This window comes from Streptomyces sp. NPDC006385 (genome assembly GCF_040612485.1).
In the GTDB taxonomy this organism is placed as follows: domain Bacteria; phylum Actinomycetota; class Actinomycetes; order Streptomycetales; family Streptomycetaceae; genus Streptomyces.
Genome location: NZ_JBEXQG010000032.1, coordinates 1 through 18,476, shown reverse-complemented (window position 1 = coordinate 18,476; position 18,476 = coordinate 1). Strand labels below are relative to the sequence as shown.

Annotated in this window: 18 protein-coding genes and 1 pseudogene; 7 read left to right on the top strand and 12 right to left on the bottom strand. The window is 70.4% G+C overall.

Going from position 1 to position 18,476, the window contains the following annotated elements:
• Positions 1 to 56: 56 nt before the first annotated feature.
• Together ABZ078_RS23710 and ABZ078_RS23705 are read right to left on the bottom strand one after the other, a co-directional pair.
• Positions 57 to 2,186, bottom strand: coding sequence for a 3-hydroxyacyl-CoA dehydrogenase NAD-binding domain-containing protein (locus ABZ078_RS23710; RefSeq protein WP_356578136.1), 2,130 nt, complete (start codon positions 2,184 to 2,186; stop codon positions 57 to 59).
• Complete coding sequence (locus tag ABZ078_RS23705) at positions 2,183 to 3,403, bottom strand: acetyl-CoA C-acyltransferase (RefSeq protein ID WP_356578134.1); 1,221 nt, start codon at positions 3,401 to 3,403, stop codon at positions 2,183 to 2,185. The genes ABZ078_RS23710 and ABZ078_RS23705 overlap by 4 nt, the downstream gene beginning before the upstream one ends.
• Before the next feature lie 168 nt (positions 3,404 to 3,571).
• Here ABZ078_RS23705 and ABZ078_RS23700 point away from each other — a divergent pair.
• Positions 3,572 to 3,851 (top strand): annotated as a pseudogene (locus ABZ078_RS23700) (hypothetical protein); the annotation flags it as partial.
• 37 nt (positions 3,852 to 3,888) lie between these two features.
• Here the strand turns inward: ABZ078_RS23700 and ABZ078_RS23695 are convergent.
• From ABZ078_RS23695 to ABZ078_RS23660, 8 genes are all read right to left on the bottom strand, one after another.
• Positions 3,889 to 5,169: a ribonuclease D gene (locus ABZ078_RS23695; RefSeq protein ID WP_356578133.1), complete on the bottom strand. Its 1,281-nt coding sequence runs from the start codon at positions 5,167 to 5,169 to the stop codon at positions 3,889 to 3,891.
• A gap of 274 nt (positions 5,170 to 5,443) precedes the next feature.
• Positions 5,444 to 5,965: a hypothetical protein gene (locus ABZ078_RS23690; RefSeq protein ID WP_356578131.1), complete on the bottom strand. Its 522-nt coding sequence runs from the start codon at positions 5,963 to 5,965 to the stop codon at positions 5,444 to 5,446.
• Positions 5,966 to 6,062: 97 nt separating this feature from the next.
• Entirely contained in the window at positions 6,063 to 7,262 is a 1,200-nt protein-coding gene (locus ABZ078_RS23685) for a putative T7SS-secreted protein (protein ID WP_356578129.1), read from the bottom strand.
• A 10-nt stretch (positions 7,263 to 7,272) separates the two neighbouring features.
• The gene (locus ABZ078_RS23680; RefSeq protein ID WP_356578127.1) at positions 7,273 to 7,584 is read right to left on the bottom strand and encodes a hypothetical protein; all 312 of its coding nucleotides are present in this window, start codon (positions 7,582 to 7,584) and stop codon (positions 7,273 to 7,275) included.
• 191 nt (positions 7,585 to 7,775) lie between these two features.
• On the bottom strand, positions 7,776 to 8,483 hold the full coding sequence (locus tag ABZ078_RS23675; protein WP_356578126.1) for a hypothetical protein: 708 nt from the start codon (positions 8,481 to 8,483) through the stop codon (positions 7,776 to 7,778).
• Positions 8,484 to 8,608: 125 nt separating this feature from the next.
• Positions 8,609 to 8,929 carry a DUF4333 domain-containing protein gene (locus ABZ078_RS23670; protein ID WP_356578125.1) on the bottom strand — a complete coding sequence of 107 codons (321 nt, stop codon included), beginning with the start codon at positions 8,927 to 8,929 and terminating at the stop codon, positions 8,609 to 8,611.
• A gap of 379 nt (positions 8,930 to 9,308) precedes the next feature.
• Positions 9,309 to 9,971, bottom strand: a complete 663-nt coding sequence (locus ABZ078_RS23665) for a response regulator transcription factor (protein ID WP_356578124.1) — start codon at positions 9,969 to 9,971, stop codon at positions 9,309 to 9,311.
• Between the two features lie 242 nt (positions 9,972 to 10,213).
• Positions 10,214 to 10,849 (bottom strand): DUF3000 domain-containing protein, encoded by a 636-nt coding sequence (locus ABZ078_RS23660; RefSeq protein WP_356578228.1) that lies wholly within the window; start codon positions 10,847 to 10,849, stop codon positions 10,214 to 10,216.
• 170 nt (positions 10,850 to 11,019) lie between these two features.
• Between ABZ078_RS23660 and hemE the strand changes: the two genes are divergently transcribed.
• The 5 genes from hemE (at position 11,020) to ABZ078_RS23635 (ending at position 15,424) form a co-directional block, all read left to right on the top strand.
• Complete coding sequence (hemE, locus tag ABZ078_RS23655) at positions 11,020 to 12,096, top strand: uroporphyrinogen decarboxylase (RefSeq protein WP_356578123.1); 1,077 nt, start codon at positions 11,020 to 11,022, stop codon at positions 12,094 to 12,096.
• 134 nt (positions 12,097 to 12,230) lie between these two features.
• Positions 12,231 to 12,368, top strand: a complete 138-nt coding sequence (locus ABZ078_RS23650; protein WP_356578122.1) for a hypothetical protein — start codon at positions 12,231 to 12,233, stop codon at positions 12,366 to 12,368.
• A 79-nt stretch (positions 12,369 to 12,447) separates the two neighbouring features.
• Positions 12,448 to 13,359, top strand: coding sequence for an NADP-dependent oxidoreductase (locus ABZ078_RS23645; protein WP_356578121.1), 912 nt, complete (start codon positions 12,448 to 12,450; stop codon positions 13,357 to 13,359).
• A 44-nt stretch (positions 13,360 to 13,403) separates the two neighbouring features.
• Positions 13,404 to 14,063: a DsbA family oxidoreductase gene (locus ABZ078_RS23640; RefSeq protein ID WP_356578119.1), complete on the top strand. Its 660-nt coding sequence runs from the start codon at positions 13,404 to 13,406 to the stop codon at positions 14,061 to 14,063.
• Between the two features lie 155 nt (positions 14,064 to 14,218).
• Positions 14,219 to 15,424: an MFS transporter gene (locus ABZ078_RS23635; RefSeq protein ID WP_356578118.1), complete on the top strand. Its 1,206-nt coding sequence runs from the start codon at positions 14,219 to 14,221 to the stop codon at positions 15,422 to 15,424.
• Between the two features lie 407 nt (positions 15,425 to 15,831).
• Here the strand turns inward: ABZ078_RS23635 and ABZ078_RS23630 are convergent, their stop codons facing one another.
• Positions 15,832 to 16,653, bottom strand: coding sequence for a rhomboid family intramembrane serine protease (locus ABZ078_RS23630; protein WP_356578116.1), 822 nt, complete (start codon positions 16,651 to 16,653; stop codon positions 15,832 to 15,834).
• Between the two features lie 92 nt (positions 16,654 to 16,745).
• Between ABZ078_RS23630 and ABZ078_RS23625 the strand changes: the two genes are divergently transcribed.
• Positions 16,746 to 17,069 carry a hypothetical protein gene (locus ABZ078_RS23625; protein WP_356578226.1) on the top strand — a complete coding sequence of 108 codons (324 nt, stop codon included), beginning with the start codon at positions 16,746 to 16,748 and terminating at the stop codon, positions 17,067 to 17,069.
• On the opposite strand, the gene ABZ078_RS23620 is transcribed toward ABZ078_RS23625, so the two are convergent.
• Positions 17,053 to 18,414, bottom strand: coding sequence for an FAD-dependent oxidoreductase (locus tag ABZ078_RS23620; RefSeq protein ID WP_356578114.1), 1,362 nt, complete (start codon positions 18,412 to 18,414; stop codon positions 17,053 to 17,055). The genes ABZ078_RS23625 and ABZ078_RS23620 overlap by 17 nt on opposite strands.
• Positions 18,415 to 18,476 lie beyond the last annotated feature (62 nt).

Genomic DNA, 18,476 nt, shown 5'->3' with positions numbered 1-18,476 from the left:
CCGGTGCCCCGCACACCAGGTCGGCGTGCGGGGCACCGGCGTGCACAGCGGAGCGGTTACGCGGGGACGCTCGCCACGCCCGGCGCCAGGAACTTCTTGCCGTTCACGCGCTCGGAGACACCCTCACGGTCCAGGTACGGCGTGATGCCGCCCAAGTGGAAGGGCCAGCCGGCGCCCGTGATCAGGCAGAGGTCGATGTCCTGGGCCTCGGCGACGACGCCCTCGTCGAGCATGAGCCCGATCTCCTGGGCGACCGCGTCCAGCACACGGGCACGGACCTGCTCCTCGGTCAGGACGACATCGCCCTGCTTCAGCAGCGCGGCGACCTCCGGGTCCAGCTCCGGCTTGCCGGAGTCGTAGACGTAGAAGCCGCGCTTGCCCGCCTTGACGACGGCCGCGAGGTTCGGGGAGACCTTGAAGCGGTCCGGGAAGGCCCGGTTGAGGGTCTCGGAGACGTGCAGACCGATCGCGGGACCGACCAGCTCCAGGAGGACCAGCGGCGACATCGGCAGGCCCAGCGGCTCGACCGCCTTCTCGGCGACCTCGACCGGCGTGCCCTCGTCGATGACGTTCTGGATCTCGCCCATGAAGCGGGTCAGGATGCGGTTCACGACGAACGCCGGGGCGTCCTTCACCAGAACCGCGGTCTTCTTCAGCTTCTTGGCGACACCGAACGCGGTGGCCAGCGAGGCGTCGTCCGTCTTCTCGCCGCGGACGATCTCCAGCAGCGGCAGCACCGCGACCGGGTTGAAGAAGTGGAAGCCGACGACCCGCTCGGGGTGCTTCAGCTTCGACGCCATCTCGGTGACCGACAGGGACGAGGTGTTGGTGGCGAGGATCGCGTGCGCCGGGGCGACCGCCTCGACCTCGGCGAACACCTGCTGCTTGACGCCGATCTCCTCGAACACGGCCTCGATGACGAAGTCCGCGTCCGCGAAGCCCTCGGCCTTGTCCAGGACACCGGTGACCAGGGCCTTGAGGCGGTTGGCCTTGTCCTGGTTGATACGGCCCTTGCCGAGCAGCTTGTCGATCTCGGCGTGGACGTAGCCCACACCCTTGTCGACGCGCTCCTGGTCGATGTCGGTCAGCACGACCGGCACCTCCAGACGGCGCAGGAACAGGAGCGCCAGCTGCGAGGCCATCAGACCGGCGCCGACGACACCGACCTTGGTGACCGGGCGGGCCAGGTTCTTGTCCGGGGCGCCCGCCGGGCGCTTGCCGCGCTTCTGCACCAGGTTGAACGCGTAGATGCCGGCCCGCAGTTCGCCACCCATGATCAGGTCGGCGAGGGCCTTGTCCTCGGCGTCGTAACCCTGCTGGAGGTCGCCGTTCTTGGCGGCGGCGATGATGTCCAGGGCGCGGTAGGCGGCCGGGGCGGCCCCGTGCACCTTGCCGTCCGCGATGAAGCGGCCCTTGGCGACGGCCTGGTCCCAGGCATCGCCGCGGTCGATCACCGGGCGCTCGACCTCGATCTCGCCCTTGAGGACGTTCGCGGTCCAGATCAGCGACTGCTCCAGGAAGTCGGCGCCCTCGAAGATGGCGTCGGCGATGCCCAGGTCGTAGACCTGCTGGCCCTTGAGCTGCTTGTTCTGGTTGAGGCTGTTCTCGATGATGACCTGCACGGCCTTGTCGGCGCCGATCAGGTTCGGCAGGATCGTGCAGCCGCCCCAGCCGGGGACCAGGCCGAGGAAGACCTCGGGGAGCGAGAACGCCGGGAGCGCCTTGGAGACGGTCCGGTAGGTGCAGTGCAGACCGACCTCGACGCCACCGCCCATCGCGGCGCCGTTGTAGTACGCGAAGGTCGGGACGGCGAGGCCCGCCAGGCGCTTGAAGACCTCGTGGCCGCCCTTGCCGATGGCCAGCGCGTCCTTGTGCTCCTTCAGCAGCTCGACGCCCTTGAGGTCGGCGCCGACCGCGAAGATGAACGGCTTGCCGGTGATGCCGACGCCGACGATGTCGCCGTCCGCGGCCTCCTTCTCGACCTGGTCGAGGGCGGCATTGAGGTTCGCCAGCGACTGCGGGCCGAAGGTGGTCGGCTTGGTGTGGTCGAAGCCGTTGTCCAGCGTGATGAGCGCGAAGCGCCCGGCGCCGTACGGCAGGTCGAGGTGACGTACGTGCGCGGACGTCACGACCTCGTCCGGGAACAGCTCGGCCGCGCCCTTCAGGAGCTCAGCGGTGGTGCTCACTTGTTGCCTCCGTCGAAGTGCGGGTTCTCCCAGATGACCGTCGCGCCCATGCCGAAGCCGACGCACATGGTGGTCAGGCCGTAGCGGACCTGAGGCTGCTCCTCGAACTGACGGGCGAGCTGCGTCATCAGACGCACACCCGACGAGGCCAGCGGGTGACCGAACGCGATGGCGCCGCCGTACTGGTTGACGCGCTCGTCGTCGTCCGCGATGCCGTAGTGGTCGAGGAAGGCCAGGACCTGGACGGCGAAGGCCTCGTTGATCTCGAAGAGGTTGATGTCCTCCATGGACAGGCCCGCCTTGGCGAGGGCCTTCTCCGTGGCCGGGATCGGGCCGTAGCCCATGACCTCCGGCTCGACGCCCGCGAAGGCATAGGAGACGAGGCGCATCTTGACCGGGAGGTTGTGCTCCCGGGCGAAGTCCTCGGACGCGATGATCGAGGCGGTGGCGCCGTCGTTCAGACCGGCCGCGTTACCGGCGGTGACCCGCCCGTGCACGCGGAACGGCGTCTTCAGGCCCTGGAGGTTCTCCAGGGTGGTGCCCGGGCGCATCGGCTCGTCGGCCGTCACCAGGCCCCAGCCCGTCTCGCCGGCCTCAGGGTTGGTGCGGCGTACGGAGATCGGGACCAGGTCGGCCTGGATCTTGCCGTTGGCGTACGCCTTGGCGGCCTTCTCCTGGGAGCGCACGGCGTACTCGTCGGCGCGCAGCTTGGTGATCTGCGGGTAGCGGTCGTGCAGGTTCTCGGCGGTCATGCCCATGAACAGCGCCGACTCGTCGACCAGCTTCTCGCTGACGAACCGCGGGTTCGGGTCCACGCCCTCGCCCATGGGGTGGCGGCCCATGTGCTCGACACCACCGGCGATGACGGCGTCGTAGGCACCGAAGGCGATCGAACCGGCGACGGACGTCACGGCGGTCAGGGCGCCGGCGCACATACGGTCGATGGAGTAGCCGGGCACCGACTGCGGCAGCCCGGCGAGGATGCCGGCCGTACGGCCGAGGGTCAGGCCCTGGTCACCGATCTGGGTGGTCGCGGCGATGGCGACCTCGTCGATCTGCTTCGGGTCGAGACCGGGGTTGCGGCGCAGCAGCTCCCGGATCGCCTTCACGACGAGGTCGTCGGCGCGGGTCTCGTGGTAGATGCCCTTCGGGCCCGCCTTGCCGAACGGGGTGCGGACGCCGTCGACGAAGACGACGTCCCTGACGGTACGAGGCACGATGGCTCTCCTCCAGGGTGCGGGATGGCACTACTGCTGCGCGGCACGCTCGCTGAGCGCGCGCTCAGGCCCATGCTACTTACGAGTAACGTAGCTGCACAGTCCTGAGGACGGGAGCGGCGAAGGTCACACCCCGGGACTCCGGCACTCGCGGCCCCATCTCCGCCAATCGGCGGCACGGTCCTGATCGGCTCGATGACGGCGTACGCCGTCGACCGCTTCAGCTTCCACTCCAAGAAGCTGGTCGTGGCCCTGTTCCTTTCTGTCCATGCCGTCGGAGGATCTTGGCGTGATCTCGACGCTCCTGTTCCGCTTCAAGGGCCCGTTCGGCGCCCACTGGGAAACGATCTCGGCAGGAGCGGTGCCGGTGATCCTGCCGACGCTGATCGTCTTCCTGCTGCTTCAGCGGTTCGTCTCCAACGGTTTCACGCGAGGCGCGAGCAGGTGAGTCGCTGCGGCGACCAGGCGGACAGCCAGGCGGACAACTAGGCGGACAACGCGGCAACGAGAACCGGTGTGACCTGCTCGACCTGCCAGGCCCGAGCCCCATGACCAGCCAGCGCCTCGGCGATCGACTCGGCGTCGACCACCTTCGGCGGCTCCCAGCAGACCCGGCGCACGGTGTCCGGCGTGATCAGGTTCTCCTGCGGCATGTTGAGCTGCTCGGCCAGCGCCGAAACGGCGGCCCGAGCCGCGGACAGCCGAGCCGCGGCAGCCGGATCCTTGTCGGCCCAGGCCCGCGGCGGCGGCGGCCCGGTCACCGGCTGCCCCGGCGCCGGCAGCTGCGAGTCGCTCAACGCCTTCGCACGATCGACGGCGGCCTGCCACTGCTCCAGTTGCCGCCTGCCCATCCGATGCCCGAACCCGTTGAGCGCGGCCAGGGCATGCACATTCGCCGGCAGGGAGAGCGCGGCCTCCACGATGGCCGTGTCGCTGAGCACCTTGCCCGGCGACACATCCCGCTTCTGAGCGATACGGTCCCGCGTCTGCCACAGCTCCCGCACCACGGCCAGCTGCCGACGCCGCCGCACCTTGTGCATCCCGGACGTCCGCCGCCAGGGATCCTTGCGCGGCTCGGCGGGCGGCGCGGCCGCGATCGCGGCGAACTCCTGGTGCGCCCACTCCAGCTTGCCCTGCCGGTCCAGCTCCTTCTCCAGCGCGTCGCGCAGATCGACGAGGAGCTCGACGTCCAGCGCCGCGTACCGCAGCCACGGCTCGGGCAGCGGCCGGGTCGACCAGTCGACGGCCGAGTGCCCCTTCTCCAGGACGAAGCCCAGCACGCCCTCGACCATCGCACCGAGGCCGACCCTAGGGAACCCGGCGAGCCGCCCGGCCAACTCGGTGTCGAACAGCCGAGTCGGGACCATGCCTATGTCGCGCAGACAGGGCAGATCCTGGGTGGCCGCGTGCAGCACCCACTCCACGCCGGAGAGCGCCGCACCGAGACCCGACAGATCGGGACAGGCCACGGGATCGATCAGCGCCGAGCCCGCGCCCTCGCGGCGCAGCTGCACCAGATAGGCGCGCTGGCCGTAGCGGTAGCCGGACGCGCGTTCGGCGTCGACGGCGACGGGGCCGGAGCCGGCGGTGAAGGCGGCGGTCACCTCGGCGAGCGCGGCCTCGTCGGCGATCACGGGCGGAACGCCCTCGCGGGGCTCCAGCAAAGGAATCGGCGCCTCCGTAACAGAAGATCCGCCGTCGTCCGGAGGGGCGCCTCCGGTGGTTCGCAGTGAGCTGTCTGCTGCGGTTTCTTGGGCGTCGGTCACCTGTCAAGGGTATCCGTACGGACGAACGTCTGACCTGCGCCTTCCGGACACATTGGCGCTGACCTGCGCAAACACGTCTCGTCGTTTCTCACGGCCGACCGGTGCTTCTCGGCCACGTGCGCCCTCGATGTGCCCTGCAGATCGGTACGGATCATGCCGAGATGGACGTAGGGCACTCCCGGCGGCGGGCCTGCGGCACATGACGCACGCGGCCGCGCTCCGTGCGGAAGGCAGGGGACGCGGTGGAATCGTGTCCCCTGCCTCAGGCGGGTCCCTAGTCCTCCGGGGTGGGGGTGGCCGGGCGGAGGGTGGAGACGAAGGTCTGGTAGTCCTCGAGGACGTCCTGGAGCTGACTCCTCTTCGCCGTCAGCGCGATCTCGATCTCGGCGCGTTCACTGCGCCGCTGCTCGTTCTCCAGCACCAGGATGAACTGGCTCTGCGCCAGCTCCATCGGCTGCCCGTTGACGGTGGCCTGGATGCGCAGGTTCTGCACGATCCCCGGGGCGTCGATGAGACCCGGCGCCGGCGAGGTGCCCACCTCGGTGCGCTTGACGACGTCGACGGCGCCGATGTTCTCGCGCAGTCGCCGCACCGACTCCTCGGCGAGGCTGTGCAGGCTCGACGAGCCCTCGAGGGTGCGGCCGGTGACCGTGATGTTCGGCATGAAGCCCTGGCCCCGGGAGGCCAGGTGCAGGGCGACGAAGGCGGCGTGCGGGGCGCCGACCTCGTCCGGAGGTGCCGACTGCCAGCCCTGCGGAAGCTCGATGGTGAGCGGGACCGGAAGTGTGCCCGGCATGGTGGATCAACTCCTTGCGGTACGGCTTTCGACGGTACGGGAAGCGACGGGGAAGAGGCGACGGCGGGCAGCCCCGGGCGGGGCCGCCCCGCGGCGGTCAGTCGAACCAGTCCCCGATCGCGTCGACCGCGTCGCCGGCCGCGTCGGTGACCTTGCCCGGGTCGATCTCGATCTGGCCGCCGAGCTTGCCGCCGACGCCGAGGCCGATGCCCAGGTCGCCGCCGATGACGATCTTGCCGTCCTTCACGCCGGCGTCGAAGTGGGCCTCGGCGCCGGCGCCGGCCCACGCCTCCGCCGTGCCGCCGACGCCGATACCGGCGACGGAGGCGTGCCCCTCGGCCGTGGCCTTGGCACCGGCGAAGGCCTCGCCGCCGACGTGGACACCGTCCGTGCCGACGGAGCCCTTGACGCCGGCCTCGGCGCCCACGTAGGCCTCGCCCTTGCCGGATGCCTCGAACCGACCGACCTCGTACTTGCCTTCGGCCGTGGCCTGGGCGAGATACGCCTTGCCGGACGCCTGTGCGGTGGCGTTCCCGTCCCTGAGTCCCACCCCGGCGGAGCCCTCGACGCCGAGGAGGTTGACGCCGGTCTTGCCGGAGACCTCGCCGCCCGCGAACTCGCCGCGGCCCCTGGCCTCGGCGCCCCAGACCTTGGCGTCGGCCGCGACGGAGGGGCCGGCCACGGTGATGCCCGGTCCCTTGCCCTCGCGCAGCGCTTCCCGCTGCTGCTGCGTCATGTTCTTGTGGTCGCCCCAGGCCCCGAGGGGCCGCATGTCGGGTGCCCGTTCCAGCTCGGCGAGTTGCTTGGACGTCGCGCCTGTGTTGTCCTGCGCCGCTTCGGAGGCCCAGAAAAGCCAGTCGGGCGCGTTGTCACCCCCACCGCCCTGCGCCTTGAACTTCTCGGCCGCCGCGTCGCCCTCCGACTGGACGTGGGCGCGCGCTGATTCCAGCAGCTGCGCGCCGCCGCTCTCGTCGCCCCCTTCGTACAGCCGGACGGCTTCCCCCGCCTGCTCCTGGGCCCATGTGAGAGCTCTGGCGTAGTCCCGCAGCGCCCCTGCGGCCGCGCTGAGGGAATCCGAGCCGCGGTACCACTTCTGCTTCTGGCCCGAGAAGTCCTCCCAGAAGGCGTCGCCGGCCTTTCCCTGCCAGCCGGGGATGCGGACGGAGCCGAGCTCGTCCCCGATGCCGTCGAGGGTCTTCGCATGGCCGTCGAGCTTGTCCGCGCAGCCCGTGAGCTTCGACGGGTTTCCCGGGATGAGTTCGCGCGGATCCTGGGTTGATCCGAGTTGTGCCGCCATCGCTTCCCCGTCAGTAGCTCGAGCCGGCGACCGCGGGCCCGGTGAAGTGGTTCTGGGACTGCTGCTCGGCGTGCTCGTAGGACGCGGCGTTCTCGTCCAGCTTGTCCGCCGAGCTCTCCCCGTCCTCCTTCATCGGGCTCTTGATGGCCTCCATCCAGGTGGCCATCAGCCGGCTGAACTCCTTGGCCGCGTCCCCGTGGCCGAAGTCGCCGCTGGAGTCCCCGAGTTCGCCGAGCTTCACCTTGTCGCTCCTGCCCACGGAGTCCTTGATCTTCTTGGCGGCCGACCGCAGCTCGGATGGCTCGACGTCGAACTGGCCCATCCGCTCCCCCTCTACGTCCGAGAGGGTGCGAACTCGCGTCCGCACCCTGATTGTTGAGAACGTCGACAGGGTCTCTCAAGGCCAGGACGCGGCGTCACCGCCCCTGGTCATCACCATGATCCCTACCGGGAAGCTTCATAGTGCGGTCGAATCGTGTGCCTCAGGAGAGCGGCGGGTGCCGAAGCCAGGAGCTACGGCGCCTGCGGAGGCGGGGCGGGTGACAGGGCTCCCAAGTGGCCGACGGCGTCGACGAGATACTCAAGGGGCTCGTCGAGCGTCTCGCTGCTCAGGGCGGTCTGCGCGCGCCAGGTGATCAGCTGACCGTCGTGGAGGCGGAGCGGCAGCTCGCGGGCGCGGGGGTCGGACGTGAGGAACTCCGCCAGGCCGCCGAGCACCACCGCCCGGGCGCGCTCCTCGTCGCGAGAGACGATGTGGAAGTCCTCGTCGAGCTGCGGGATTCCCACCGTCATGGCCCTGCCCCGTGTGATGGTGTCGAGCCACCCGTCGCGGTAGACGCGCAGGTCCGGAACCTCCACGCCCAGGTTCAGGGCCCAGACGGAGTGGACGATGACGTTCGTCGTGTTCGTGTCGATGTCGCTGTTGTAATAGCGGTACTCGAAGGCGCGGAAGCCGAATCCGCGGTGAGTGCCGCTGACGACGTTGTCCCCCGGGATGCCGCTGGCCTTGACCGGGAGCGGCTCGGCCCCCTGGTACGCGTCGACGAGGCCCGGCACCAACTCCTCGTAAGTCCACCCGCGGCTCTCGACGAGCGACTGCAGCTCTGCGTACGCCTCTTGTATCTCGCGCTTCTTGCGGGCCTTGCGCCGGTTCACCCACACGACGAGCGCCGCGATGGCGCCGCACCACAGCAGGATCAGGACTGCTTCCATTCCACTCATGGGGCCAGCATCCCCCGCTGCCTCTGTCCGGGCCCGTCACCCTGGCGCTCCATCACAATCCGCACGTCGTGATCACACATTTCCCACGCGCCCGGCCGGGCGCGTGGGCTGAGCGGCCGCCTGGCTCAGGAGGGCTTCTCGTCGACCTCGATGTCGTATTTGATCGTGTCGCCGTCGACGGAGGTGACCTTGGTGGTCACGCCGAAGCTGGTGCCGTCGGTCGCGGTGAGCCTGCAGCGCAACGAGGTCCCGACCTTGCCGACGAGGTCCTCGGGGCAGGTGACGTCCGGCTTCGGCTGACCCGTCTGCGCGGCGAGCTTCTCGGCCACCGTGTTCGCCACCTCCTCCTTGGACAGCTTGGCCTCCGAGGAGCAGCCCACCAGCAGCGCGGCGGCGGCTGCGGCGGCGAGGCTCCAGGAGGCCGAGGAAGAGGAGGACTTGGGCATGACGGGCTCCGTTCGGGGCGGCAGGATGACGAGGGGCGGAGGGTGACGCTCGTCAGTGCGACTGTCTATCAGCCCGGGCGGCCCGCCTGGCGGGTCTTCACATGCTCCCGCTCCCGCCCGCGAGTGATCTTCACTTGCGATCTTCCCGAACCGACGGGGCGGCGCTGGTCAAGAGCTCTGTGGATGGACAGCGCCCGCCGACGGAACGTTCCGTCGGCGGGCGCCTGAGGGTCGTGAACCAGTCAGGGAAGAGAGAGATCCGGTTCACGACGGGTGAGGACGTGAGTGGGGATCAGCGGCCCATCCCGTTCACGTCAGTGAATGATCAAGCCTTCAAGGGGGGTGCGGTGACGCGTCGTGGCGGGTGGTGGGTGTGGTGTCAGTGGATGATGCCCGTCCGCAGGGCCACGGCGACCATGCCGGCGCGGTCACCGGTGCCGAGCTTGCGGGCGATCCGGGCGAGGTGGCTCTTGACGGTGAGGGCGGACAGGCCCATCGAGACGCCGATCGCCTTGTTCGACTGGCCCTCCGCCACCAGCCGCAGCACCTCGACCTCACGACCGGAGAGCTCGCGGTAGCCGCCCGGGTGGCTCGGAGCACCCGGGTGGCGACGGTGCATGCGGGCGGCGGCAGCGCCGATGGGGGCCGCACCGGGCCGGGTGGGGAGCCCGACGTTGGTGCGGGTGCCGGTGACGACGTATCCCTTCACGCCACCGGCGAGGGCATTGCGTACGGCACCGATGTCGTCGGCGGCGGAGAGGGCGAGGCCGTTGGGCCAGCCCGCGGCGCGGGTCTCCGACAGGAGGGTGAGGCCGGAGCCGTCGGGCAGGTGGACGTCGGCGACGCAGATGTCGCGGGGGTTGCCGATGCGGGGACGAGCCTCCGCGACGGACGAGGCCTCGATGACATCACGCACACCGAGCGCCCAGAGGTGGCGGGTGACGGTGGAGCGGACGCGGGGATCGGCCACGACCACCATGGCGGTCGGCTTGTTCGGGCGGTAGGCGACCAGGCTTGCGGGCTGCTCAAGGAGAACGGACACCGGGCCTCCTGGGGTGCGGGGACGGCTTTCAAGGTCACAGTCGTCTTCGGCACCAAACCCATGGCCCTTTAGGGAAAGATCACGATTTAGTGAGTAACAATTGGGGCAATTCAGACACGTGGTCGATCGTTCGGTGAACCAATCGGTTCGATCGCGAACTTTTCCTGACCGAAAGTGGCCGTATCGACAAAGTGACGGTCAAGTCGGTGGTGTCGCGTCGCGACGGTCGCACAGGCGGTGGGTCAGCGCGCCTGCGGGTCGCGGCGCTGCGGCAGCGTCACCACCGACGCGTCGCCCGGGCCCGCCGGAGGCAGGCCCGCGACCTGGGCGAGCAGATCGCACCAGGACGTCAGATGAGCCGCGGTGTCCGGAACGCCGCCCAGACCCTCCCGCGGGGTCCAGGAGGCGCGGATCTCGATCTGCGACGCCGCCGGGCGCTCGGACAGACCGCCGAAGTAGTGGGAGCTCGCGCGCGTGACGGTACCGCTCGGTTCGCCGTACGACAGCCCGCGCGCCTGGAGCGCACCGGTCAGCCAGGACCAGCACACCTCGGGCAGCAGCGGGTCGGCGGCCATCTCCGGCTCCAGCTCCGCGCGCACCAGGGTCACCAGCCGGAAGGCACCGCGCCAGGCGTCGTGCCCGGCCGGGTCGTGCAGCAGCACCAGGCGGCCGTCGGCCAGGTCCTGGTCGCCGTCGACGACGGCGGCCTCCAGCGCGTACGCGTAAGGAGCCAGACGCTGGGGCGCCTTCGTCTGCTCGACCTCGATCTGCGGCCGCACCCGGCTGCCGCGCAGGGCGTCCACCGCGGCACGGAAGGCGGGCGGAGCCGTACTGCTCGAATGCCGGTCCGCCTCCCCGGTCCCCTTCGCGTCATCCATCCCGCCCGTGCCGTCCGACAGTCGTTCCTGAGCCGCAGCCATGCGGGAAGATTAAGGGGAACCGGGGCTTCGTGCCGGGCTAGACACCCCGTTCCCGGTGTCGGCGTGGCCGTCATCGGGGCTGCCGCCCCCGGACCTTGGGCGGCCGGCGCCGTGCGAGACTTGCCACCGTGAGTGCCAACAACACGCAGCCGACGCCGCCGACCGCCACGCCCGACGCAGTCAAAGACGCAGCCTTCCTCAAGGCGTGCAGGCGCGAACCCGTGCCGCACACGCCCGTGTGGTTCATGCGGCAGGCCGGGCGCTCCCTGCCGGAGTACCGCAAGGTGCGCGAGGGCATCCCGATGCTCGAGTCCTGCATGCGGCCCGAGCTGGTCACCGAGATCACCCTCCAGCCCGTGCGCCGGCACAACGTGGACGCGGCGATCTTCTTCAGTGACATCGTCGTCCCGCTCAAGGCCATCGGCATCGACCTCGACATCAAGCCCGGCGTCGGCCCGGTCGTCGAGCAGCCGATCCGCACCCGCGCCGACCTGGACCGGCTGCGTGACCTGACCCCCGAGGACGTCTCCTACGTCACCGAGGCCATCGGCCTGCTCACCCGTGAGCTCGGCCCGACCCCGCTCATCGGCTTCGCCGGCGCGCCTTTCACCCTCGCGAGCTACCTCGTCGAGGGCGGTCCGTCGCGTACGTACGAGAACGCCAAGGCGATGATGTACGGCGACCCCGAGCTCTGGGCCGATCTGCTCGACCGCCTCGCCGACATCACGGCCGCCTTCCTGAAGGTGCAGATCGAGGCCGGCGCCTCCGCCGTCCAACTCTTCGACTCCTGGGTCGGCTCCCTCGCCCCCACCGACTATCGGCGCTCGGTGATGCCCGCCTCGGCGAAGGTCTTCGACGCCGTCGCCGGGTACGGCGTCCCGCGCATCCACTTCGGCGTCGGCACCGGTGAGCTGCTGAAGCTCATGGGCGAGGCCGGCGCGGACGTCGTCGGCGTCGACTGGCGCGTCCCGCTGGACGAGGCCGCCCGCCGCGTCGGCCCCGGCAAGGCGCTCCAGGGCAACCTCGACCCGACCGTGCTGTTCGCCACCCCCGAGGCGATCGAGGCCAAGACCCGCGAGGTCCTCGACGCGGCGGCGGGCCTGGAGGGCCACGTCTTCAACCTCGGTCACGGCGTCATGCCGTCCACCGACCCGGACGCACTGACCCGGCTCGTCGAGTACGTCCACACGCGGACGGCACGCTGAACCGCATGCGTGGGCCACTTGGCGCCCGCGCCCGTGCCCGTGCCCGCGACGCGATCGGCTCTCTCTTCCGCGGAGCGCTACGTGACCGGCGGGGCGCCCAGTCCCGCCCAGCTCCGCTCCAGTCCGGCGCCTAGGTGCTCGAACCCGGTTCCCGCTCCTACGAGGACCTGGCGGCCGAGCGCGACCTCGCTCAGGTCGCCGTCATCACCGCCCTGGCCCGCTGGCGAACAAGTCGCCCCAGCGCCAAGGGAGTTGACCTCAACTGCCATTGAGGTTGCAGCATGATCGCACCGGTTCACCGATCGATCTGGGTGAACCGGTGCATTCGTGGATGTGATGAAGGGAAGCTTCATGCTGGCAGCAGTGTTCAGTGCCTTCGGCGGCCCCGAGGTGCTGGAAGTGAGCGAGGTCGACAAGCCCGCTCCGGCCCGCGACGAAGTGCGCGTCCGGGTCAGGGCCGCGGGGGTGCAGGCGTACGACTGCGCCGTCCGGGGCGGTTGGAACCCCCCTGGCACGACCATCGAGTTCCCGCAGATCGTCGGTAACGACTTCGCCGGTGTCATCGACGAGGTCGGTGCGGATGTCACGGGCTTCGCGGTGGGTGACGAGGTCTTCGGCTGGGCCGTGCTGTCGTGCTACGCCCAGTACCTGGCCGTCTCCGCCGACCAACTGGTGGCCAAGCCGGCGAACATGTCGTGGGAGGTGGCCGGAGCGTTCTCCGCCTCGGCGCAGACCGCGCACACCGCCCTGCGGGCGCTGGAGGTGGGCCAGGGGGACACCCTGCTCGTGCACGCCGCGGCCGGGGGCGTGGGAACAGTCGCGGTGCAGTTGGCCAAGGCATGGGGCGCCACCGTCATCGGCACCGCCGGCGAGCGCAATCACGACTACCTTCGTTCCCTCGGCGCCATTCCCGTCACCTACGGCGAGGGGCTCGCCGACCGTGTCCGCGAGCAGGCGCCGCACGGGGTGACCGCCGCTCTCGACGCCATCGGAGGCGAGGCACTGGACGTCTCCGTGGAACTGGTCAAGGACCGCGACCGGATCGGCACCCTCGTCGACTTCGCACGGACCGAGGAACTGGGCGTCCGGGCCCTCTTCAGCCAGCGGTCCGCTACCCGGCTCCAGGAGCTCGCCGACCTGTACGCCCGTGACGAACTGCGCGTGGAGATCTCCCGTGTGTTCCCGCTGGAGTCCGCCGCCGACGCTCACCGCGAGGTCGAGACCGGACATGTGCGCGGCAAGATCGTTCTGAGCATCCCCTGAGCAAGCCGGCCGGACCGCTCCACCGCCCGCAGCGAGGGGGTCTCATGAAGATCGAAATCTTTTCGGACGTGCTCTGCCCCTGGTGCTACATCGGCAAGCGCCGCATCCGGGCGGCGCTGGAGGCCTTCGCCCACCGTGACCGGCTGGAAGTCGTCTGGCGAAGCTTCGAACTGGCGCCGGAACTGGACCGCACTCCCGGGGTGACGGCCGCGCAGGCCATGGAACAGTGGATGGACCCGGCAGCCGTACCCGCGCGCGTGCGGCTCATCAAGGACAACGGACGTCAGGAGGGCCTGGAGCTCAATCTGGAGCGCTCCAGGCCGATCAGCACGTTCGACGCCCATCGGCTCAGCCATCTCGCCGCCCACCGCGGCCAGGCCGACGAGATCCTGGAGCGGCTGTTCCACGCCTACCACACCGAGGCCGTCAACGTCGCCGACCACGACGTGCTGGCACGGCTGGCCGTCGAAGAGGGCCTGGATGCCGGGGAGGTGCGGGCGCTGCTCGACGGGGACGCGTACGCCGACGACGTCCGCGCGGACGAGCGAAGGGCCCGTGCTCTCGGAGTGTCCGGCGTGCCCTCTGTCGTCGTGGACGGGATGTGCCCTGTCCCCGGCGTGATGCCTCCCGCCGAACTCGCGTCCGTCCTAGAGCAGGCCTGGGCACGTGGCGGCGGTCGCGCGGAGGCACCCGTCGAGGGGTGACGGCCGTGCGCGACTCCCGCTGAAGAGGCGTCGCCGTTCGTGGGCGCGGTGTTCTTCCCTTCCACCCACCTCTACCTCTCCTCGCTGGAGGCTCTCTGATGGCTTCGGCCACGCCATCCACCTCGTCCGCTTCCGGCTTACCTCACCGGGCGACCTTGGTCGTCCTGATGCTCGCCTCGACGCTCACGGTGATGGCGGGCGCCATCATCGCCCCCGTTGTCGGCGTGATCCGCGGTGAGCTGGGCGTCAGCGGCACCAGCGCGGGACTGATTCTCACGGCGCACGGCCTGTCCCTGGCCGTTGTCAGTCCGTTCGTCGGGTGGGCGATCGACCGCTGGGGACTTCGCATCCCCCTGGTCAGCGGGCTCCTGCTCTACGGAGTCGCCGGCGGCGCCGGGCTGCTCACCGAGTCCTACGGGGCGCTGATCGTCAGCCGCTTCCTCTTCGGTGTCGGCGCGGCCGCGGTGTTCACCGGTACGACGGTGGCCCTGCTGGCGCTCTACCAGGGTGCGGAACGCGACCGGGTGGCAGGCTGGCGTTCCACCGCCATCAGCCTGGGCGGCATCATCTGGCCGCTGCTCGGCGGCGCTCTCGGTGAGCTGTCCTGGCACGGGCCCTTCGCCATCTACCTTCTCGGCATCCCGGTGGGCGTGGCCATGCTCCTTGTGATGCCCGACCTTCCGGCTGAAGGACGCGGGACGCGCGGTGGTGCGGTGCGGCTGCTGCGCGAGCACCCCCGGCTGCCGGCGCTGTACGCGCTGTCGTTGTTCGGCTCCTTCCTCTTGTACGTGATGGCCGTCTTCCTGCCTCAGCTGCTCACCGAGAACGGCATCGAGGAACCGTTCACGATCTCTCTCATCACCACCAGCACATCCGTCGGGGGAAGCCTGATCGGACTCGTCTACGCGAAGATGAAGGCCGGGCTCGGCTACCAGAACCTGCTGCGGCTGGCCGTCGTCGCCTGGATCCTGGCCTTCCTGATCACCGGACTGTCGGACCATGCCGCGCTCCTGACGGCGTCGGCGTTCCTGTTCGGTCTCGGCAGCGGCCTGTCCGTCCCCGCCCTCGCCATGCTGATCGGGGAAACCGCGCCGCCGGCCAGGCGCGGTCAGGCGATGTCGCTGTCCGGAACCGCGAACTTCACGGGACAGTTCGTTGCACCACTCGTCATCGGCCCGGTCGTCGGGGCCACTTCGATCGCCGCGGGCTTCCTCGTCGGGGCGGTGCTGGGCGGACTCGTCCTGCTGCTGCTCCTGCTGGTCAGGGTCAGCCCACGGACAGCGCAGCCCGCGCCCGGTGTCCAGGACCGCGTCGACGAGGACGACACGGGCGGCGCTTCCACCGACACGGCATCGGTGTAGTCCGGGTACCTCCCTCCCCGCCTGCCCGGGGCAGCCCCGCCGCGCCCTCCTGCCGAACAGCGGGCCGCGCGATTCCCGACTGGCCCCGGCGCCGGGCAACCGCCCCTCGACCCGCCGCTCGCCTCGCACACCGGGCGCAGCGCATCGCGGCTCAGGGCACGTCGAACGGCGTCAGCGGCCTGACGGCTTCCTCGATCCGCGCGCCGCGGCGGGCGAGATCGCCTGCCGGTTCGTCGTGGCGGTCATCCGGCCGCCGGCGAGTCGACACCGTCAACGAGTTCGCCACCGGTCACGGCAGGCGCCGCTGCCGCTGTCGGGGCAGCACCGGCGACCGGCCGCCTCAGGGAAACCCCTGGCCGGCACGGGATTCCTCGGCTGGTCTCGACGGCTGCAGGGGCGTCCAGTTCTCACCAGCCGCCCGGCCGTGCGCGCCTCCCGAACAGCAAGGCGCCCGGATCGGGTGGCGGGGGAGTGCCCGGGCGCAGCGGCCAGGCCAGCGCCATCCCGGCCAGGAAGCCGACGATGTGCGCCGCGTACGCCACGGTGCCCGCGTCGGAGACGCCCTCGCCGTTCGAGTACACCGCCTGGAGCAGGAACCAGAAGCCGAGGACCAGCCAGGCCGGCAGCCGCAGGGGCAGGAAGATCAGGAACGGGACGAGGACCCACACCCTGGCCTTCGGATAGAGCACGAGATAGGCGCCCAGCACCCCCGCGATGGCCCCGGAGGCGCCGATCAGCGGGGCGGCGGAGTCGGCGTTGAACAGCGCGAAGCCGTAGGACGCCGCGTAGCCGCAGACGACGTAGAAGAGCAGATACCGCACGTGGCCCATGCGGTCCTCGATGTTGTTGCCGAAGATGAGCAGGAAGAGCAGATTGCCCAGCAGGTGCAGCCAGCTGCCGTGCAGGAACATCGCGGTGAGGACGGACAGCGCCGGGGACTTGTCGTAGTCCGGCGGGCCGACCACGCAGCCGGGGCCCTGGGGACCGAGGGCGATCTCACCGGTGGGGACCACTCTCGGCATCCGGTCGTGGATCAACTCGCGTGGCACCGCCGCGTAGTGGTCCAGGAACGCGTGCAGATGGCACAGCTGGGCCAGGCTGCTCTCCCCGGCCACGGATGCGGCCATGCCGGGCGTGGACAGGAAGGCGAGGACGTTCGCGGTGATCAGCGCGTAGGTGACCCAGGGGGTGCGGCGCGCCGGGTTCACGTCATGGACGGGGATGACCACGACAGGTATGTGCCCGGGATACGTCCGGCGAATCGGTGAACATCGTCGGCGCCGCGTGCGTATGTCTCGGCAACCTACGTGAGGAACAGGTGATGAACGACCGAGTTACTCCTCCGATCCACGCGTTGCCCGACGGTGAGGCCGAGCTCGCCGTGGTGCTGCGGTTGCCGTGGGAAGACGTCGCCCGGCTGGGGCAGGAGGCGGGGCGGCTGGCTTCGCAGTTGCAGCGGCCGGTGACGTTGGACGAGGCCGTCAGCCATCGGTTGCGGTCGGCGAGGACCGCTGCGCATGCGAAGCCGGCGGGGGAGCAGCCGGCCGCCGCCATGCCGGCCAGCGCGTCTGTGTCGCCGTTGCCTTCTCGGGCGCCGTCGGAGCAGGCCCGGCAGGCCATCGAGCGGATCAACGGAACCGCGTAGGCGCCGTGGGCCCCTGGGCCGGCTGTCGTACCGCTTTCGACGCCTTGCGGGCCGCCACCAGTACCGGGTCCCACACGGGGGAGAACGGTGGCGCGTACCCCAGGTCCAGGGACACCATCTGCTCCACCGTCATCCCCGCCGTCAGTGCCACCGCCGCGATGTCGACCCGCTTGCCCGCGCCCTCCCGGCCCACGATCTGGACGCCCAGCAGTCGGCCCGTGCGGCGTTCGGCGAGCATCTTGACCGTCATGGGGGAGGCGTTCGGGTAGTAGCCCGCGCGGCTCGTCGACTCGATCGTGGCGGTGACGTACTGCAGCCCGGCCCTGCGCGCGTCCTTCTCGCGCAGGCCCGTGCGGGCGATCTCCAGGTCGCAGACCTTGCTGACGGCCGTGCCGACCACGCCGGGGAACGTGGCGTAGCCGCCCGCCGCGTTCGTGCCGATGACCTGGCCGTGCTTGTTGGCGTGCGTGCCGAGGGCGATGTGGCGTTCCTGGCCCGAGACCAGGTCGAGGACCTCCACGCAGTCGCCGCCCGCCCAGATGTTCTCGTGGCCGCGCACGCGCATCGCGAGGTCGGTGAGCAGACCGCCGTGGCTGCCGAGGGGGAGGCCGGCCGCCCGCGCCAGCGTGGTCTCCGGGTGGACGCCGATGCCCAGGACGACCACGTCGGCCGGGTACTCGGCGTCCTCCGTGGCGACCGCGCGCACCTGGCCGTCCCCGCCGGTGAGGATCTTGGTCACCTCGGCGTCGTCGACCATCGTGATGCCCAGGCCCGCCATGGCCTCGTGCACCAGACGGCCCATGTCCGGGTCCAGCGTCGACATGGGCTCGCTGCCGCGGTTGACGACCGTCACCTCGTAGCCTCGGTTGATCAGTGCCTCGGCCATCTCCACGCCGATGTAGCCGGCGCCGACCACGACGGCACGGCGGCCACGCGTGCGTGCCAGCGTGTCGATGAGGGCCTGGCCGTCGTCGAGGGTCTGCACACCGTGGACGCCGGGGGCGTCGACGCCCGGCATGTCGGGACGGATCGGGCGGGCACCTGTCGCGATCACGAGTTTGTCGTACGACGTCCAGGACTCGGCCCCGGAATCGACGTCACGCGCGCGTACCCGGCCGCCGGCCACGTCGATCTCCGTGACCTCCGTCCGCATGCGCAGATCGATGTCGCGGGCCCGGTGCTCCTCGGGCGTGCGGGCGATCAGCTCGTCGCGTTCGTGCACGTCACCGCCCACCCAGTACGGGATGCCGCAGGCCGAGAAGGAGGTGAAGTGGCCGCGTTCGAACGCCACGATCTCCAACTCGTCGGGCCCTTTGAGGCGCCGGGCCTGCGACGCCGCGGACATGCCCGCGGCGCGCCCATCCACATCTCCGCCTGCGGTTCGCCGGTCGGCTCGACGCCGAGCAG

What these genes read in the sequence shown, in the direction of transcription:
- ABZ078_RS23670 (WP_356578125.1), bottom strand. Translation starts at nt 8,929, where the DNA reads ATGCCCAAGTCCTCCTCTTCCTCGGCCTCCTGGAGCCTCGCCGCCGCA.
- ABZ078_RS23640 (WP_356578119.1), top strand. Translation starts at nt 13,404, where the DNA reads ATGAAGATCGAAATCTTTTCGGACGTGCTCTGCCCCTGGTGCTACATC.
- ABZ078_RS23680 (WP_356578127.1), bottom strand. Translation starts at nt 7,584, where the DNA reads ATGGGCCAGTTCGACGTCGAGCCATCCGAGCTGCGGTCGGCCGCCAAG.
- ABZ078_RS23625 (WP_356578226.1), top strand. Translation starts at nt 16,746, where the DNA reads ATGAACGACCGAGTTACTCCTCCGATCCACGCGTTGCCCGACGGTGAG.
- ABZ078_RS23620 (WP_356578114.1), bottom strand. Translation starts at nt 18,414, where the DNA reads ATGTCCGCGGCGTCGCAGGCCCGGCGCCTCAAAGGGCCCGACGAGTTG.
- ABZ078_RS23660 (WP_356578228.1), bottom strand. Translation starts at nt 10,849, where the DNA reads ATGGATGACGCGAAGGGGACCGGGGAGGCGGACCGGCATTCGAGCAGT.
- ABZ078_RS23675 (WP_356578126.1), bottom strand. Translation starts at nt 8,483, where the DNA reads ATGAGTGGAATGGAAGCAGTCCTGATCCTGCTGTGGTGCGGCGCCATC.
- ABZ078_RS23645 (WP_356578121.1), top strand. Translation starts at nt 12,448, where the DNA reads ATGCTGGCAGCAGTGTTCAGTGCCTTCGGCGGCCCCGAGGTGCTGGAA.
- ABZ078_RS23690 (WP_356578131.1), bottom strand. Translation starts at nt 5,965, where the DNA reads ATGCCGGGCACACTTCCGGTCCCGCTCACCATCGAGCTTCCGCAGGGC.
- ABZ078_RS23685 (WP_356578129.1), bottom strand. Translation starts at nt 7,262, where the DNA reads ATGGCGGCACAACTCGGATCAACCCAGGATCCGCGCGAACTCATCCCG.